At 71.4% G+C, this 16,365-nt stretch carries 14 protein-coding genes; 2 read left to right on the forward strand and 12 right to left on the reverse strand.

Going from position 1 to position 16,365, the window contains the following annotated elements; all coding sequences use genetic code 11:
• Window positions 1-4: 4 nt before the first annotated feature.
• The 10 genes from ACN27D_RS03195 to ACN27D_RS03240 all read right to left on the reverse strand — a co-directional run bounded on the left by ACN27D_RS03195 (window position 5) and on the right by ACN27D_RS03240 (window position 12,049).
• Window positions 5-3,700: a M12 family metallo-peptidase gene (locus ACN27D_RS03195; protein ID WP_421498502.1), complete on the reverse strand. Its 3,696-nt coding sequence runs from the start codon at window positions 3,698-3,700 to the stop codon at window positions 5-7.
• 352 nt (window positions 3,701-4,052) lie between these two features.
• Window positions 4,053-4,724, reverse strand: a complete 672-nt coding sequence (locus ACN27D_RS03200; RefSeq protein ID WP_421498503.1) for a LysE family transporter — start codon at window positions 4,722-4,724, stop codon at window positions 4,053-4,055.
• Between the two features lie 579 nt (window positions 4,725-5,303).
• On the reverse strand, window positions 5,304-5,732 hold the full coding sequence (locus ACN27D_RS03205) for a metal-sulfur cluster assembly factor (protein WP_421501103.1): 429 nt from the start codon (window positions 5,730-5,732) through the stop codon (window positions 5,304-5,306).
• An 11-nt stretch (window positions 5,733-5,743) separates the two neighbouring features.
• Window positions 5,744-6,217: a Fe-S cluster assembly sulfur transfer protein SufU gene (gene sufU / locus ACN27D_RS03210; RefSeq protein ID WP_252449348.1), complete on the reverse strand. Its 474-nt coding sequence runs from the start codon at window positions 6,215-6,217 to the stop codon at window positions 5,744-5,746.
• Window positions 6,217-7,521 carry a cysteine desulfurase gene (locus tag ACN27D_RS03215; RefSeq protein ID WP_421498504.1) on the reverse strand — a complete coding sequence of 435 codons (1,305 nt, stop codon included), beginning with the start codon at window positions 7,519-7,521 and terminating at the stop codon, window positions 6,217-6,219. The genes sufU and ACN27D_RS03215 overlap by 1 nt, the downstream gene beginning before the upstream one ends.
• A gap of 8 nt (window positions 7,522-7,529) precedes the next feature.
• The gene (gene sufC, locus ACN27D_RS03220) at window positions 7,530-8,303 is read right to left on the reverse strand and encodes a Fe-S cluster assembly ATPase SufC (protein ID WP_421498505.1); all 774 of its coding nucleotides are present in this window, start codon (window positions 8,301-8,303) and stop codon (window positions 7,530-7,532) included.
• Window positions 8,303-8,647, reverse strand: a complete 345-nt coding sequence (locus ACN27D_RS03225) for a non-heme iron oxygenase ferredoxin subunit (protein ID WP_120568930.1) — start codon at window positions 8,645-8,647, stop codon at window positions 8,303-8,305. Before ACN27D_RS03225 ends, sufC begins: the two co-directional genes overlap by 1 nt.
• Window positions 8,647-9,789, reverse strand: coding sequence for a Fe-S cluster assembly protein SufD (gene sufD / locus ACN27D_RS03230; RefSeq protein WP_393377184.1), 1,143 nt, complete (start codon window positions 9,787-9,789; stop codon window positions 8,647-8,649). The genes ACN27D_RS03225 and sufD overlap by 1 nt, the downstream gene beginning before the upstream one ends.
• A gap of 56 nt (window positions 9,790-9,845) precedes the next feature.
• A complete protein-coding gene (sufB, locus tag ACN27D_RS03235; protein ID WP_013287447.1) occupies window positions 9,846-11,276 on the reverse strand; it encodes a Fe-S cluster assembly protein SufB in 1,431 nt (476 codons plus the stop codon).
• Window positions 11,273-12,049, reverse strand: coding sequence for a helix-turn-helix transcriptional regulator (locus ACN27D_RS03240; RefSeq protein WP_357381045.1), 777 nt, complete (start codon window positions 12,047-12,049; stop codon window positions 11,273-11,275). Before ACN27D_RS03240 ends, sufB begins: the two co-directional genes overlap by 4 nt.
• Window positions 12,050-12,147: 98 nt before the next feature.
• On the opposite strand from ACN27D_RS03240, the gene ACN27D_RS03245 reads away from it, so the two are divergent.
• Window positions 12,148-13,110, forward strand: a complete 963-nt coding sequence (locus ACN27D_RS03245; protein WP_421498506.1) for a COX15/CtaA family protein — start codon at window positions 12,148-12,150, stop codon at window positions 13,108-13,110.
• A gap of 74 nt (window positions 13,111-13,184) precedes the next feature.
• Window positions 13,185-14,852, forward strand: a complete 1,668-nt coding sequence (locus ACN27D_RS03250; protein ID WP_121685540.1) for a right-handed parallel beta-helix repeat-containing protein — start codon at window positions 13,185-13,187, stop codon at window positions 14,850-14,852.
• Window positions 14,853-14,899: 47 nt separating this feature from the next.
• Here the strand turns inward: ACN27D_RS03250 and ACN27D_RS03255 are convergent, their stop codons facing one another.
• The gene (locus ACN27D_RS03255; RefSeq protein WP_421498507.1) at window positions 14,900-15,814 is read right to left on the reverse strand and encodes an ATP-grasp domain-containing protein; all 915 of its coding nucleotides are present in this window, start codon (window positions 15,812-15,814) and stop codon (window positions 14,900-14,902) included.
• 10 nt (window positions 15,815-15,824) lie between these two features.
• Window positions 15,825-16,157 carry a hypothetical protein gene (locus ACN27D_RS03260; RefSeq protein WP_013287454.1) on the reverse strand — a complete coding sequence of 111 codons (333 nt, stop codon included), beginning with the start codon at window positions 16,155-16,157 and terminating at the stop codon, window positions 15,825-15,827.
• Window positions 16,158-16,365: the final 208 nt, after the last annotated feature.

Genomic DNA, 16,365 nt, shown 5'->3' on the forward strand with positions numbered 1-16,365 from the left:
GTGATCAGTGGACGGTCAGGTTGCCGCCCTTCAGCTTGACCTCGGCGGTCGCGCCGCCCGTCCAGTCGGACGAGAAGAGCAGCGAGCCGCCCCGCCACAGGGTCACCCCGACGGTGTCGTTCCTGCCGGGTGCGCCCCGGTCGGTCACCGTCACGGCCAGGGTCAGACCGGAGGCCACCAGCTTGCCCTTGCTGTCGTACAGGGCGGCCTGGTAGCGCACCTGGGCGACCTTGCCCGCCGAGGTGACGCCGAGCGCGTCGACGGTGCCGGCCTCGATCGTGTACGACTTCCCGCCGGAGCGGAACTCGACCTCGGCCTTGCCCGTGGCGGGCTTGTTCGCCTTGCCCGGCTTCGCGTTCAGCTCCACCTCGACTGTGGAGTTCACGTCGGCCGGGTAGGTCCCCGCCGAGCGGGTGGCGGTGAACTCGCCGCCGCCGGTGAGGAACCCGCCGTCGGAGACGGCGACCGTGACCTGGGCGGTGGTGCTGCCCGTGTAGTTGCCGCCCACCGTCGCGGTGACGGTGTGCGTGCCCTTCGGCAGGGTGGCCGTGCACGCCGCGGACGCGGTGGTGGTGGCCGTGCCGAGCAGGTCGAGCACTCCGGTGCAGAGCGTCACGCCACCCGAGGTGAAGGTGACTGTGGCGGTACGGATGTCACCGGCCATGGTGTCCGTCGCGCCGGGCAGCACCGAGCTGTCCCGGAGCACGGCCCGCAGCAGGGCCTGGCCCGACGTGCCGCCGGTCGCGGTGTTCACGAGCGTGTCACCGGCCCAGCTGACCGCCGCGTCCTCGGCGGCGACGGTGACGGTGAACGACGTGCTGCCGGTCAGCCCCGAACCGTCGGACACGGTCACCGTGACCGGGTAGTCACCCGGGGCCGCCGTGGTGCTGCCGGCGACCGTCCAGGTGCGCGACCCGGGCCGGACGTCCGTCGCCGAGGTGCTCGTGACGGCCAGGGAGAGGCCGGCGGGCAGCCCGGTGGCCGCAGCGCTCAGGTCCGCGCCGGCGGTGTCGCCGTCGGTCGCGGTGACCGTGACGGCCGGCGAGAGCGCGTCGCTGTACTGCACGCTCACGCCGCCGGCCGGGGCGGTGCTGGTGACGGCCGGGGCGGACCGGATGGTGAAGTCGGCGTCGTTGACGTCGAAGAAGACGTTGCCGACCGCCTCGATCTTGATCCGGGCCTTCCCGGTCGCCACGTTCGGCAGCGTCACCGTCGCGGTTCCGGTGTTCGCGGTCTGCTCCGCCAGCACGTACGGGAAGGTCTGCCCGCCGTCGGCGGACAGCGAGATCTTCACCTGGGCGGCGTTCACCGGCGCCACGTCGGTGCCGGCCACGTCCCACGTCACGGTCTGGGTCGAGCCGCCGTCCAGGACGGCCGCGGTGTCCTGCGAGGTCACCAGGAACGGACCCGCGTCCGGCGCCAGCACCACGGCGACGTCGGCGCTGCCGATGCCGCCGCCACCCAGTCGCCCGTCCCGGGCGGTGAGCTTGAAGTGCAGGGTCCGGTCACCGGCCATGCCGACCCAGTCGCGGGTGGGCAGGAACTCCGAGTAGCAGTCGACCAGCTCGGCGGGCACGTTCGAGGCGCCACCGGTGGCCGGCGGCGCAGGCGGGGCCGGGCAGGTGCCGGTGGCGGCGTTGGTGTTGCCGGCCAGGATCTGCGCCATGTCCGGGAAGACCCGGGTCGAGTCGGTGGTGACCGAGTTCAGACCCGGCGAGTGGTACTTCAGCGTGTCGGTCGGCGACACGATCGCCGCCTCGCCGAACACCCGGAACAGCGGACCGTTGACCTTCGTGTTGTTCGTCAGCGCGGTGCCGGTCGTGGCACCCCTGTCGTTCTGCTCCCACAGGTACGTCACCGTGTCGCCGTCGGCGTCGGTGGCGCTGCCGGTCAGCGCGAACGGCGTACGCACCGGGATGGTGACGGTCTCCGGGACGGTGACCACCGGGGCGTGGTTGGTGGTCTCCTCGACCAGCCAGCCGCCGTTGTCGATGGCACCGCCCTTGGCCGTCTCGCCGACGAAACCGGAGGCGCCGGAGACGTTCGTCAGCTCCAGCGACGCCACGTTGGTGGTGGCCAGCGTGCCGCCGAAGGTCACCTGGAAGCCGTTGTCGTTGAGGGTGCCGCTGCCGCCAAACGCCGCCACGGTGACCGTCGCACCGGCCGGCCAGCCGGCGATGCCCTCGATGGCGGCCTTGATGCCGGCGGTGGTGTAGTTGACGCCCCGCACGATCGGCGCCGAGTCGCTGCCCGCGTAGCTGACGGTGAACGAGTCGCCGTCGGCGTCGAACCCGTACAGCGAGACGTTCTGCACCTCGTTGATCGCCGGACGGTTCGAGGTGACGTAGTTGGTGATCTCGGTGTAGCTGCGGTGCGACCAGTACGGGTCGCTGTGCGGCTGGAGGTTGTCCTGCTGGCAGATGCCCGCGTACGCCATGATCGACGAACCGCTGCCCGGCTCGTACGAGTTGGCCGCGCTGCGGTTGCCGCCCGAACAGTTGTACTGCGTGCCGTTGAACGTGTGGTTGCCGGCGAACTGGTGACCCATCTCGTGCGAGACGTAGTCGACCGCGTAGAAGTCGCCGACCGGCGTCGGCAGGCCGGTGCAGCCCTGCGCCTTGCCGTTGCCGCCGATCACGCCGAGGCTCGCCACGCCGCCGCCGTTGACGCCCAGGCCGACGTGGCCCACGTCGTAGTTGCTCGCGCCGACGAGCTGGCCGAGCACGATCCGGTTACGGCTGAGAGTGCCGCTGCCGCAGGACGTGAGCTGCGCCGGCGTGAAGCAGGCCGCCGCGCCGCACGGGCCGTTCGGCTCGGTGGCCAGGGCCGGCGTGTTCAGGTTCGTCTTGTCGGTGTCGTTGATCAGCACGAGCCGGATCGCGGTCTCGTCCTCGTAGATCTGAGTCACCCGGTTCATCAGCGTCACCTTCGCGGCGGTGACGTTCTCCGCGCCGAAGTAGGTGGCGTACGACGGGTCGGTCACCAGCGCCACCCGGTAGGTGCGCAGCTTCACCAGCGGCCCGGCCGGAACCTCCGCCTCGGCGATCTCCTCGGCCAGCGCGTGCGCCTCCTGCGAGACGTCCTCACGCTCGACGAACTCCCCCTCGGGGTGCTCCAGGTCGCGGGCGAAGTAGCTCGCGTAGAGGCTCTGGTCGCGCTGGTAGTACGGGTCGATGTACCAGTTGCCCTTCGCCGAACGGACCGAGGCGTGGAACCCGAGCGGGGTGAGGTCCGCGCGGATGGTCGCCGTCGGGTCGTCCAGGCCCTTGCCGGCGTACGTGGTGATCTCCGGGTGCTTCGCGGCCAGGCCGGCCTCCATGACCGGCGAGTCGACCAGCTCGAAGCGCTGGAACGTGCCGTCCGGAGCGGGCAGCGACACCACCTGCTTCGCCACCCGGGCCACCGCCACGCGGTCCTCGGCCGGCGCCTTGTCCAGCAGGCCCTTCATGGTGCCGCGGTCCAGCTTGTACGCGGCCAGCCGCTTGGCCTTGACGGCGGCGTTGCGGCCCGCCTTGGTGGCCGCCGGTTTGCCGTCCACCTTCTGCCACGGTCCGTGGACGGCGGGTGCCGCGGAGACGGGCGCGGGCGCCGCGAGAACGGGAAGCGTCGCCGCGGCCAGCGCGGCGACGAGGAGGGCAGCGGTCCGTCCGCGCCGGGCGGGTTGCCCGTCGCGCGGCGGGCGCCCGAGGATGATCCTCAAGTCTTCTCCCTGTTCGGTCGGGTGTGGACCGGCACACGACCGGCGGGGATGACCGGACGTACGTGAACGGTCCACGGATTGTTCCGTGACCCTAGGACCACTCGTGAGCCCGAACATCACCCGCAAAGACGATGTGGTTCTACCTGGACGGTGATCCGGGCCGTCCCGGCCTACGGGATCCGCGCTTCGCTCAGCGGCGACGGCCGACCTGACGGCCGAGCACACCTGTGGTCGGACGCGGGACCGGAACGGTGCCTTCCGTCAGCCGCAACCGCCGGTTCGGCCGATCCCCGGGTAACGGAGCATGAACCGGTCCGCAATCGGCCCGACACATTGGCCGGGTCCACGTCGGTCACACGCCGAGCACCGTGGCGACTGCGAGAGCGGCGATGATGACGCTGGACAGCAGCGCGGTGACCCGCCGCCCCCGGGCGCCGGTGAGGGCCCGGCCGATCAGCGAGCCGCCCCCGGCGATCAGCACCTGCCAGCTCGCCGAGGCGAGGAACACGCCGAGGGTGAAGGCGGCAGCGGCCGGCGGGCCGGTGTCGAGCACGTCACCACGGCCGAGGACGAGCGCCACGAAGTAGACCACAGTGGCCGGGTTGAGCAGGGTCAGCGCGAGAACCGCGCCGAACGCCCGCACCGGCGTGTCCAGGCCACCCCGCACGCCCGGCTCCTGCGTCGTGCCCGGCGGGTGCGTTGTGACCTGTGGGCTCGACGGGTGCGTTGCGGCCGGTGGGCGCAGCGCGCGCCAGGCGGTGAGGCAGGCGAGAGCCAGCAGCACCCCCGCGGCGACCAGCCGCAGCGGACCCGCGAACGGCGCGAGCCCGCTCGCCACCGCGGCCCCGCCGAGCGCCGCCACGGCGGCGTAGAGCCCGTCGGCGGTGGCCACGCCGAGCGCCGCGGCCGCACCGACCCGGAACGAGGTACGCGCGCTGAGTCCGAGAATGAGGATCGCGATCGCGCCGACCGGAATGGCGACGCCGTAGCCGGCGACCAGGCCGGCCAGGAACGCCCCGGTCACGACGACGGATGATGGGTCGAGGCGGCCGAGGGCAGGGTGCGCTGTCGACGCGCGGCGGTGGCCGCACGGACAGGAGCCTGCTTCGGGTACGCCTCGATCACCCGCTCATCCTGCGCCCCACGCCCTCACCCCGCGACCGCTTTTCCCCCGCGCCCGCACGCGCACCCCGCGGCTGGGCTGGAGATCTTGGTACTCGTCGTTCCCGGTCCCGCCGCCGGTGGCAGTGCCGTCAGCCCACCTTGATCGACACCACTACGCCGAGGTGGCGGCATCAGACCCACTCCGACCACACCACTTCGGCGAAATGGTGTCGATCAAGCCGTAAAGGCGGACAGGTTCCCACAACGAGGGAGCCGAATCCCGGCATGAGGGAGGCGAGGAGGTCTCAGAAGGAAACGGCCACCCAAGGGGCGATCTCATACCAAGATCTCGCCGTCCACGGCCCCGCCGCCTGTGGCAGTGCCGTCAGCCCACCTTGATCGACACCACTACGCCGAGGTGGCGGCATCAGAGCCACTCCGACCACACCACTTCGGCGTAACGGTGTCGATCAAGCCCGTGGCGGTGACCGGGGAACGGTCAGACGTTGAAGCCGAGCGAGCGGAGCTGGTCGCGCCCCTCGTCGGTGATCTTGTCGGGGCCCCACGGCGGCAGCCAGACCCAGTTGATCCGGATGTCGTTGACCAGGCCGCCGCCGGGACCGGTGGTCAGTGCCTGCCGGGCCTGGTCCTCGATGACGTCGGTCAGCGGGCAGGCCGCCGAGGTCAGCGTCATGTCCAGGGTGGCGACGTTCTCGTCGTCGACGTGGACGCCGTACACCAGGCCCAGGTCGACCACGTTGATGCCCAGCTCGGGGTCGACGACGTCCTTCATCGCCTCCTCGATGTCACCGATCGCGGCCTTGCCGCCCGCCGGGGCCGGGGCCGCCGCACCCGCGGCCGCACCGTCGGCAACAGTCCCGTTGACGGCGGTGCCGTCCGTCGCCACCGCGCCGGCCTCAGGGGTCATGTTCTCGTCGCTCATGCCTTCACCTCCGGGCTCACGCCCACCCCGGCGCGTGCCGCGGCGTCCTTGAACGCCATCCACGACAACAGCGCGCACTTGACCCGGGCCGGGTAGCGCGCGACACCCGCGAACGCCACCCCGTCTCCGAGCACGTCCTCGTCCGGCGTGACCTGGCCCCGCCCGGACATCAACTGCACGAACGCCTCGTGCACCACGGCGGCGTCGCTCGCGGCCTTGCCGCGCAGCAGCTCGTGCAGGATGCTCGCCGACGCCTGGCTGATCGAGCAGCCCATCCCGTCGTACGAGATGTCGGTGAACACGCTGCCGTCGGTCGCCACCCGTACGGTGATCTCGTCGCCGCAGGTCGGGTTGACGTGGTGCGCCTCGCCGACCCGGGCGGCCGGGTCCGCCGCGTCCCGCAGGCCGCGGCCGTGCGGGTGCTTGTAGTGGTCCAGGATGATCTCCTGGTAGAGGGATTCAAGTTGCATCAGTCGAACACCTTCCGCACCCGCTCCAGACCCGCCACCAGGGCGTCGATCTCCGCGGTGGTGGTGTAGAGGTAGAACGACGCCCGCGTCATCGCCGGCACCCCGAACCGGGTGCACACCGGCTTGGCGCAGTGGTGCCCCACCCGCACCTGCACGCCGAGCGAGTCGAGCACCTGCCCGACGTCGTGCGGGTGCACGTCACCGAGCGCGAACGAGATCGTCCCGCCCCGGCCCACCGGCACCGTCGGGCCGAAGATCCGCAGGTCCGGCACGGCGGCGAGGGCGTCCAGCGCGTACGCCGTCAGCTCCTTCTCGTGCCACTGAACAGCCGGCATGCCGATCGCGGTGAGGTAGTCCACGGCCGCGCCGAGCGCCACCGCCTCGGCGATCGGCGGGGTGCCCGCCTCGAACCGGGCCGGCGGCGCGGCGAACGTCGAGCCCGCCATCGTCACCGTCTCGATCATCGAGCCGCCGCCCATCACCGGGGGCATCGCGGCGAGCAGCTCGCCCCGGCCCCACAGCACGCCGATCCCGGTCGGGCCGCACATCTTGTGCCCGGTGAAGACGATGAAGTCGACGTCGTAGTCGACCACGTCCATCGGCAGGTGCGGCACCGACTGCGAGCAGTCGAGCAGCAGCAGCGCGCCGACCTCACGGACCCGCGCGGTGATCCGCGAGGTGGCGTTGACGGTGCCGAGGATGTTCGACATGTGCACCAGCGAGACGATCTTCGTCCGCTCGGTGACCAGGTCGTCCAGGCCGGACTCGTCGAGCCGGCCCTGGTCGGTGACCGGGAACCAGCGCAGCGTCGCGCCGGTGCGCTCCGCGAGAAGCTGCCACGGGACGATGTTCGAGTGGTGCTCCATCTCGGAGATCACGATCTCGTCGCCGGGGCCGAGCCGGAACCGGGGGTCGCCGTCCGCGCGCAGCGAGGCGTTCGAGAAGGCGTACGCCACGATGTTGATCGCCTCGGTGGAGTTCTTGGTGAACACCACCTCGTCCACGCTCGGCGCGTTGATGAACGCGGCGATCTTCGCCCGCGCGCCCTCGTACGCCTCGGTGGCCTCGGTGCCCAGCGTGTGCACCGAGCGCGACACGTTGGCGTTGTGCAGCGCGTAGTGCTCGGCGAGCACGTCGAGCACCTGCCGCGGCTTGTGGGAGGTGTTCGCGCTGTCCAGGTAGACGAGCGGGTGACCGTTGACCTCCCGGTCGAGGATCGGGAAGTCGGCCCGCACCTTCGCCACGTCGAAGCGCGGCACGTCGTCGTACTGCGGCATGCCCGCCGGGATGGCCATCGAGGTCATGTCGAGTCTCAGGCCCGCGCCGCGCCGGCCCCGGCGACGTACCGCTCGTAGCCCTCTTCCTCGAGCTTGTCGGCCAGCTCGCGGCCGCCCTGCTCGACGATCCGGCCGGCCACGAAGACGTGCACGTAGTCGGGCTTGATGTAGCGCAGGATGCGGGTGTAGTGGGTGATCAGCAGCAGGCCGGTGTCACCGGTGTCGCGCACCCGGTTCACGCCCTCGCTGACCACGCGCAGCGCGTCGACGTCCAGGCCGGAGTCGGTCTCGTCGAGGATGGCCATCTTCGGCTTGAGCAGCTCCAGCTGCACGATCTCGTGCCGCTTCTTCTCACCGCCGGAGAAGCCCTCGTTGACGTTGCGCTGGGCGAACGCCGGGTCCATCTGGAGCTTCTCCATGGCGCCGCGCAGGTCGCCGGCCCAGGTGCGCAGCTTCGGCGCCTCGCCGTCGATGGCGGTCTTGGCGGTACGCAGGAAGTTGGCCACCGACACGCCGGGGACCTCGACCGGGTACTGCATGGCCAGGAAGAGGCCGGCGCGGGCGCGCTCGTCGACGGACATGGACAGCACGTCCTCGCCGTCGAGGGTCACCTCGCCGCCGGTGATCTCGTACTTCGGGTGACCGGCGATCGAGTACGCCAGCGTGGACTTGCCGGAGCCGTTCGGGCCCATGATGGCGTGCGTCTCGCCGGAGCGCACGGTCAGGTCGACCCCGTGCAGGATCGGCTTGAGCTCACCCTCGGGCAGCTTGACCGACACCTTCAGGTCGCGGATCTCCAGGGTGCTCATCAGCGGGTCACTCCATTGCTCGGCAGCGGACGGCCGTCGCCGTCCACGGAAAGGTAGATGTCACCGTCACGGACTTCGACGGCATAGACGGGTACGGGTTCGGTCGCGGGCAGCCCGGTGGGCTCACCGGTACGCAGGTCGAAACGGGATCCGTGCAGCCAGCATTCCAGCGTGCAGCCCTCGACCTCGCCCTCGGACAGCGCCACGGCGGCGTGCGAGCACTCGTCGTGCACGGCGTAGAACACGTCGTCCTCGCCGTGCACGATCGCGACCTGCACGCCGTCCACGTCGGCGCTGATCGCGGTGCCCTTCGGCACGTCCTCGGTGGAGCAGATCTTGAGCATCAGGCGCCGGCCTTCGCCAGCCGGGCCTCGATGGCGTCGCCCAGGCGCTCGCGCAGGTCCTCGACCGGGATCTTGTTGATCAGCTCGGCGAAGAAGCCGCGCACCACAAGGCGCCGCGCCTCGGCCTCCGGGATGCCCCGGGCCATCAGGTAGAACAGCTGCTCGTCGTCGAACCGGCCGGTCGCGCTGGCGTGCCCGGCGCCGGCGATCTCGCCGGTCTCGATCTCCAGGTTGGGTACGGAGTCGGCCCGCGCGCCGTCGGTGAGCAGCAGGTTCCGGTTGATCTCGTACGTGTCGGTGCCGGTGGCCTCGGCGCGGATCAGCACGTCGCCGACCCAGACCGTGTGCGCGTCGTCGCCCTGCAGCGCGCCCCGGTAGCCGACGTTGCTGCGGCAGTCCGGCACGGTGTGGTCGACCAGCTGACGGTGCTCCAGGTGCTGGCCGGAGTCGGCGAAGTAGACGCCGTACAGCTCGGCCTCGCCGCCGCGCTGGGTGTACTCCACCGACGTGTACTGCCGGACCAGGTCGCCGCCGAGGCTGACCTGCACGTGCAGGATCCGGGCGTCGCGGCCCAGCCGCACCTTGAGGTGCTGCGCCTGCACCGCGTCGTCGGCCCAGTCGGCGACGGTGACCAGGGTCAGCTTCGCCCCGTCGCCCACGGTCACCTCGACGTTGTCGGCAAGCGTGGCCGAGCCGACGTGCTCGATCACCACGGTGGCCTCGGCGAACCGGTCCACCTCGACGAACGTGTGGCCGAAGGCGAGCGCCTCGGCGTTCTCGCCGACCACCCGCAGGCGCACCGGCTGCTGCACCACCGCGTCGCGGTCGACGCGCACCAGCAGCGCGCCGTCGGCCCCGCCGTACGCGAGCGCGCTGACCCGGTCGAACGGGGTGAGCACGCTGCCCATCCGGGGGTCGTCCCGGCCGATCCGGTCGACGGTGACGCCCTCGGGCAGGTCACCGTACTCGTGCCGGACCGCGCCGGTCGTGCCCTGCGCCGACCCGGTCAGGCCGCGCAGGCGCTTGAGCGGGGTGAAGCGCCACTCCTCCTCCAGGCCGGTCAGGGCCGGGAAGTCGGCGACGTCGTACGAGCGGAGCGCCTGCGACTTGGTCGTGGGCGGTGCGGAAGCCTGGGTAGTCATCTCTTCCTTGGTCTGTTCTACGACGAGGTGTCAGGTGAGGCGGAGGGCGGGCGGCGTCAGCCGACCGCGCCCTCCATCTGCAGCTCGATCAGGCGGTTGAGCTCCAGCGCGTACTCCATCGGGAGCTCCTTGGCGATCGGCTCGATGAAGCCGCGCACGATCATCGCCATCGCCTCGTCCTCGCTCAGGCCCCGGCTCATCAGGTAGAAGAGCTGGTCCTCGCTGACCTTGGAGACGGTCGCCTCGTGCCCCATCGACACGTCGTCCTCGCGGATGTCGACGTACGGGTAGGTGTCGGAGCGGGAGATCGTGTCGACCAGGAGCGCGTCGCACTTGACGGTGCTCTTGCTGCTGGTCGAGCCCTCCAGCACCTGGACCAGACCGCGGTACGAGGTGCGGCCGCCGCCCCGGGCGATCGACTTCGACACGATGGTCGAGGAGGTGTGCGGCGCGGCGTGCACCATCTTGGCGCCAGCGTCCTGGTGCTGGCCCTCGCCGGCCATGGCCACCGAGAGCACCTCGCCCTTGGCGTGCTCGCCGGTCATGTAGACCGCCGGGTACTTCATGGTGACCTTGGAGCCGATGTTGCCGTCGACCCACTCCATGGTCGCGCCCTCGTGGCACACGGCGCGCTTGGTGACCAGGTTGTAGACGTTGTTCGACCAGTTCTGGATGGTCGTGTACCGGCACCGGGCGTTCTTCTTGACGATGATCTCCACGACGGCGCTGTGCAGCGAGTCGGAGGAGTAGATGGGCGCGGTGCAGCCCTCGACGTAGTGCACGTACGCGCCCTCGTCGACGATGATCAGCGTCCGCTCGAACTGGCCCATGTTCTCCGTGTTGATCCGGAAGTAGGCCTGCAGCGGGATGTCCACGTGCACGCCCTTCGGCACGTAGATGAACGAGCCACCGGACCAGACGGAGGTGTTCAGCGCGGCGAACTTGTTGTCGCCGACCGGGATGACCGTGCCGAAGTACTCCTTGAACAGGTCCTCGTGCTCCTTGAGCGCGGTGTCGGTGTCGAGGAAGACGACGCCCTGCTCCTCCAGGTCCTCACGGATCTGGTGGTAGACGACCTCGGACTCGTACTGCGCCGCGACGCCCGCGACCAGGCGCTGCTTCTCCGCCTCCGGGATGCCGAGCTTGTCGTAGGTGTTCTTGATGTCCTCGGGCAGGTCCTCCCAGGAGGTGGCCTGCTTCTCGGTGGACCGCACGAAGTACTTGATGTTGTCGAAGTCGATCCCGGTGAGGTCGGCGCCCCAGTTCGGCATCGGCTTGCGGCCGAACAGGCGCAGGCCCTTGAGCCGCAGGTCGAGCATCCAGGCCGGCTCGTTCTTCTTGGCCGAGATGTCCCGCACCACCGCCTCGCTGAGGCCGCGCTGGGCGGACGCCCCGGCGACGTCGGGGTCGGCCCAGCCGTACTCGTAACGGCCGAGGGCCGCGAGCTGCTCCTCCTGGGTCAGGGGCTGGACGATCTGCTCGGTCATCTATCTGTCCTCACAGTGGTGACGGTGGAACCGGACTGGGCGGGAATGTGCGTGGTGCACACGCCGTCGCCGTGCGCGATGGTGGCCAGGCGCTGTACGTGAGTGCCGACCAGACGGGAGATCACTTCGGTCTCGGCCTCGCACAGCTGAGGGAACTCGGCGGCCACGTGCGCCACCGGGCAGTGGTGCTGGCAGAGCTGGCCGCCGGAGGCGATCGTGGACGCGTTGGCAGCGTAACCCTCGGCGGTCAGCGCGCCGGCGAGTGCCTCCGCCCGCGCGAGCGGGGCGTCTCCGGCGTCCTCCATGGCCGCCCGGCAGCGGGTCTCCAGCGCGGAGACCTGCTCGGCCGCGAACGCCGCGACCGCCTCGGTGCCGCCGGTGCGGGCGATCCACCGCAGCGCGGCGGTAGCCATGTTGTCGTAGTGGTGGGTGCCGCAGCGACCGCGGCCCGCCTCGGTGAGCGCGAAGACCTTGGCCGGGCGGCCGCGCCCGCGACTGCCGCGGACGGTCTGGTCGCGGGCGACCACGTCACCGTCGGCGAGCATCGCGTCGAGGTGGCGGCGGATCGCGGCCGGGCTCAGGCCGAGCGCCGTGCCGAGCTGCGCGGCGGTGGTGGGACCACGCTCCAGCAGCAGCTGGGTGACCCGGTCGCGGGTCGACAGGTCGGCCGGAACGGTCTCCCGCTCGCCGGGCCGTACGCCGCGACGTGCGCGCGAACCACCGGCGACCGGACCGGTCACCGGCGTTCGGGAGAGCGCCGCCGCGTTTTTCACAACAGCAACGTTACGTAATTCGCGGAGGGCCCGCAAACCCGGGGTCCGGTGATTCCGACCACCGGGGTGCCGGAGTCACCCGATCGGGATCAACTACGGTGCGTAGGATTCGCTCCGTGAAGCGATCCGTCCGGTTTCCGGTCTCCGCCACGCTGCTGCGCCGCCTCGCGCTCGCCTCGATCATCGCGAACGTCGCGATCGTGGTCACCGGCGGGGCCGTCCGGCTCACCGCCTCCGGCCTCGGCTGCCCCACCTGGCCCCGGTGCACCGAGGACTCCTACACCACGACGCCCGAGATGGGCGTGTACGGGGTGATCGAGTTCGGCAACCGGCTGCTCACCTTCGCGGTCGGGATCATCGCGCTCGCCGTGGTGCTGGCCGTGCTGGCGCACCGTCCGCGCCGCCGCGGGACGCTGCCGCTGGCCGTGGGCGTGCTGTTCGGCATCCCGGCCCAGGCGATCATCGGTGGCATCACCGTGCTCACCAACCTCAACCCGTGGGTGGTCGGGCTGCACTTCCTCGCCTCGATGGCGGTGATCGCGGTCGCGTACGCGCTCTGGCGGCGCGTCAAGGACCCGGACGGGCCGGTGTCCCCGACCGTGCCGGCGCCGCTGCGTACGCTCGCCTGGATCACCACCGCGGTGAGCGCGTCGGTGCTGGTGGTCGGCACGTGGGTGACCGGCAGCGGACCGCACGCCGGCGACCACGGCGCGGCCCGCAACGGCCTGGACCCGGCGGCGATCTCCCAGGTGCACGCCGACGGCGTCTTCCTGCTGATCGGCCTGTCGGTGGCGCTGTACTTCGCGTTCCGGGCGGTCGGCGCGGCGCGGGCGGCGCGGGCCGCCGCGGTGCTGATCGCGGTCGAGCTGGGCCAGGGCGTGATCGGCTTCGTCCAGTACTTCACCCACCTGCCCGCCGTGCTGGTCGGCGCGCACATGCTCGGCTCCTGCCTGGTGTTGCTGGCCACGCTGGGCGTGCTGTGGGCGACCCGGGAGCGGCTGCCGGCCACCCCGGAGGCCCCGGCCGTGCCCGCCGAGCAACGGGTGGGCGCCGCCGCCTGAGTGCGGGCGTTACCGCGCGGCGGGAGCGGGAAAGCGGTCCGGGCCACCGACCGTCCGCCCGAGGGGAGCTCCCCGTGTCCCGCAAGAGCCTCTCCACCACCACCCCGCAACGGCTGACCCCGGTCGCCGGCGCGCCGCTGTGGTGCGACGCCCGCGAGTACGGCCTCACCGGCGACGGGGTCACCAACGACCAGCCCGCCCTGGCGGCGCTGGTGGACCGCCTCGGCGCCGGGTACGACGCCGACGGCCGGGCCCGGGTGATCTACTGCCCGCCCGGCCTGTACTCGATCCGCGACGCGGGCACCGTCTGGCGCAGCGGCGTCTCGCTGCTCGGCGCCGGTCCGGCGGCGACCCGCTTCCTGCTCAGCAACGAGGGCAACCGCAGCGCGCCAGTCCCGCTCGCCTACTGGACCACCGTGCAGCACGGCGCGGACCGGGACCGGCACATCGCCGACTGCTCGTTCACCGACTTCGAGATCGACGGCTCCGGCGTGGCCCAGACCGCCTACGACTACCTGGCCAAGGGGCTGGGCCTGCAGTACGTGGTGCGCGGCGTGTTCCGCAACCTCTACATCCACCACACCGGCGCGACCGGCCTGGGCTGCGACTTCCTCCAGGACAGCCTGATCGACGGGGTGGTCGCGGTGGGGTGCGGCCGGCTGGACAACGGCGACCAGATGGGCGGCGCGGGGATCGGCGTCGGCATCGGCGGCTGGGGCGACGTGGAGCGCCTCACCATCGCCAACTGCACCACCATCGGCAACGGCACCAACGGCATCTTCCTGGAGCTGCAGAAGGACTACTGGACCCCGCCCCGTGGCATCCGGATCATCGGCTGCCACAGCCAGGCCAACCGGTTCGGCATCTCCGACTGGGGCGCGGACGGGCTGATCGTCTCCGGCTGCACCATGACCAACAACCTGGAGGCCGGCTTCGACGTGTCGGGCAACGGCACCGCCGGGGTGGCCGGGCGCGGCGGCCTGGTCACCGGCTGCGTGATCGACTACAACGTCGGCGACGGCATCAGCATGGGCAACACCCCCGGCCCGTACGCGGTCCAGGCCAACCGGATCAGCCGCAACGGCGGCTTCGGCTACCACGAGCACGACCTGGGCCACGGCTACCGGGGCGCGGCGGCCGACGTGGTGATCCAGGACAACGACATCCGGGAGAACGCGCTGGACGGCATCCGGATCGACCGGCCGATGCTCGACACGTCGATCGTCGGGAACCGGATCCGGGACAACGGCCGCCGCTCCGCCCCGGCCGGCACCGGCTCCGGCGAGGCGGTGCGGTACGGCCCCCGCGAGGTCACCGACGGCAACGCCGACTGGCCGGCCGGCGGGCACCGGGGCAAGGTGGTGCGGGTCGGCTCCCGGGACGCCGTGGTGTCCGACAACAGCGCCGACCGGCTCTCCCTGGCCGAGGTGCGCCCGGACGGCTCCACCGGCTGGAGCGCCGCCACGCCGGGGCCCGGCACGGCGTACGAGCTGCCCGACTCACCGCCCGCGTGCGGCGGCATCACGATCGCCGCGCCGTTCGACTCGGCCACCGTGCGCGGCAACCGGATCTGGCACCGGGACGCCGACACCCAGGCGTACGGCATCTGGGTCACCGAGGCGGGCAGTTGCGTCTCCTGCGCGTTCGAGGACAACGACCTGGCCGGCACCGAGGCCGCGCTGCGGCTGGACACGCCGCCGATCGGGGGCCGCTGGGCGCGCAACCACAGCGACCGCGACTGAGCGTCGTGCCGGTGCGGGCCGTCGCGGCGGTCACCCGGCCGGTGGCCTCAGCGGCGGGCCAGGTGGGTGAGCACCGCGTCGGCGAGCCGGTCCGGGGCGCCGTCGGCGTACCCGACGAACAGGCTCGGCTCGGTCAGCTCCAGCTCGACCAGCACGGGCGCGCCGTCCGGGCCGGGGATCAGGTCGACCCGGGCGTAGAGCAGGCGGTCCGGGCCGCCGGGCACCACCGCCAGCACCTTCTCGGCCACCGCGCGCTGCTCCGCCGTGGCGGCGCGGGCGTCGATCCGCTCCTCCTTGTAGAGCGCGGCCTCGCCCAGGTCCGGCCCGGTCAGCATCGGACCCTTGCGGATCGCGTGGCTGAACGCCAGGCCGCCGGGGCCGGCCAGGAACAGCAGCGCGGTCTCCCCGGCGGTGTCCACCGCGCCGAGGTACGGCTGGACCATGGTGACCCGCCCGGCTTCGGAGAGCCGCCGTACGTGGGCCACCGCGAGCTCACGGTGCTCCAGGTCGGTCAGGTCGTAGCGGCCGGTGTCCTGGCTGCCGGCGCTCACCGCCGGCTTGATCACGTGCTCGCCGCGGGCCGGGGGCGTCCACGCCTGCCCCGGCTCGACCCACTCCGTCGGGACGGTGGGCACTCCGGCGGCGGCCAGCTCGGACAGGTAGCGCTTGTCGGTGTTCCAGGCGACCACGTCGGCCGGGTTGACCAGGGCCGGCACCGTACGCGCCCAGGCCACGAACTCGTCCCGCCGCCGCGCGTAGTCCCACGGGGAGCGGAGCACGACCAGGTCGTACCCGGGCCAGTCCACCGAGGGGTCGTCCCAGACCGCGATCTCGGTCGTGACGCCGCGGTCGGCGAGCGGGCCGAGCGCGAGCCGGTCGTCCGGGTCGAGGCCGGGCAGTTCGGCGCAGGTGACGAAAGCGACCCGGGGTCTCCCCCGGGTCGACTGGTGGTGGTTGGTCATTCGGTATATGTCAACGGGCCATCGTGCGCCGGGCCATCGACCGCCACAGGTCGTTGCTCGGACGCATCTGGTCCATCAGTTCACGCTCCCAGGCGTTCTCGACGTCGACCCCGGCCTTCGCGCAGGCCTGCCGCGCGACGTCCGTGCCGTCGGCGAACTGGTCTGCCCATACCCCGTCGGAACCCACGAGGACGATCCGTGCGCCGCGCTTGCCGACGTACTCGATGACCGCCTTCGCGCCGCCGTGCCCGGCGGCGAACGACTTGATGCCCGCGACCAGGCCGTTGGGGGCCTGCTCGGCGGTCTTGTCAGCCGTCAGCGTCGTATCGGAACCATCTGCCATGACGCGAAGCCTAAGCAGAGTTCCACCCGGATGTGCGAGAACCATGAACTGAATGTGATGCCAATTACCCATCGGTTTAAGAAGAACCACAGGTAATTCGCCCGTACATGTCGCTTATATCTGGGTGAAACGGGCAGGCGGGATCGTCACAATCTGTCCGGGTTGGACCCGTCCGGGAAAGCCCGAAAAAAATTTCTGATGAACCGCC

The organism is Micromonospora sp. WMMD1274, assembly GCF_049179035.1.
Taxonomy (GTDB): Bacteria; Actinomycetota; Actinomycetes; order Mycobacteriales; family Micromonosporaceae; genus Micromonospora; species Micromonospora tulbaghiae.

Coding starts and splice junctions, on each gene's coding strand:
- ACN27D_RS03255 (WP_421498507.1), bottom strand. CDS start 15,814: ATGACCAACCACCACCAGTCGACCCGGGGGAGACCCCGGGTCGCTTTC.
- ACN27D_RS03260 (WP_013287454.1), bottom strand. CDS start 16,157: ATGGCAGATGGTTCCGATACGACGCTGACGGCTGACAAGACCGCCGAG.
- sufU (WP_252449348.1), bottom strand. CDS start 6,217: ATGCAACTTGAATCCCTCTACCAGGAGATCATCCTGGACCACTACAAG.
- sufB (WP_013287447.1), bottom strand. CDS start 11,276: ATGACCGAGCAGATCGTCCAGCCCCTGACCCAGGAGGAGCAGCTCGCG.
- ACN27D_RS03215 (WP_421498504.1), bottom strand. CDS start 7,521: ATGACCTCGATGGCCATCCCGGCGGGCATGCCGCAGTACGACGACGTG.
- sufD (WP_393377184.1), bottom strand. CDS start 9,789: ATGACTACCCAGGCTTCCGCACCGCCCACGACCAAGTCGCAGGCGCTC.
- ACN27D_RS03205 (WP_421501103.1), bottom strand. CDS start 5,732: ATGACCCCTGAGGCCGGCGCGGTGGCGACGGACGGCACCGCCGTCAAC.
- sufC (WP_421498505.1), bottom strand. CDS start 8,303: ATGAGCACCCTGGAGATCCGCGACCTGAAGGTGTCGGTCAAGCTGCCC.
- ACN27D_RS03225 (WP_120568930.1), bottom strand. CDS start 8,647: ATGCTCAAGATCTGCTCCACCGAGGACGTGCCGAAGGGCACCGCGATC.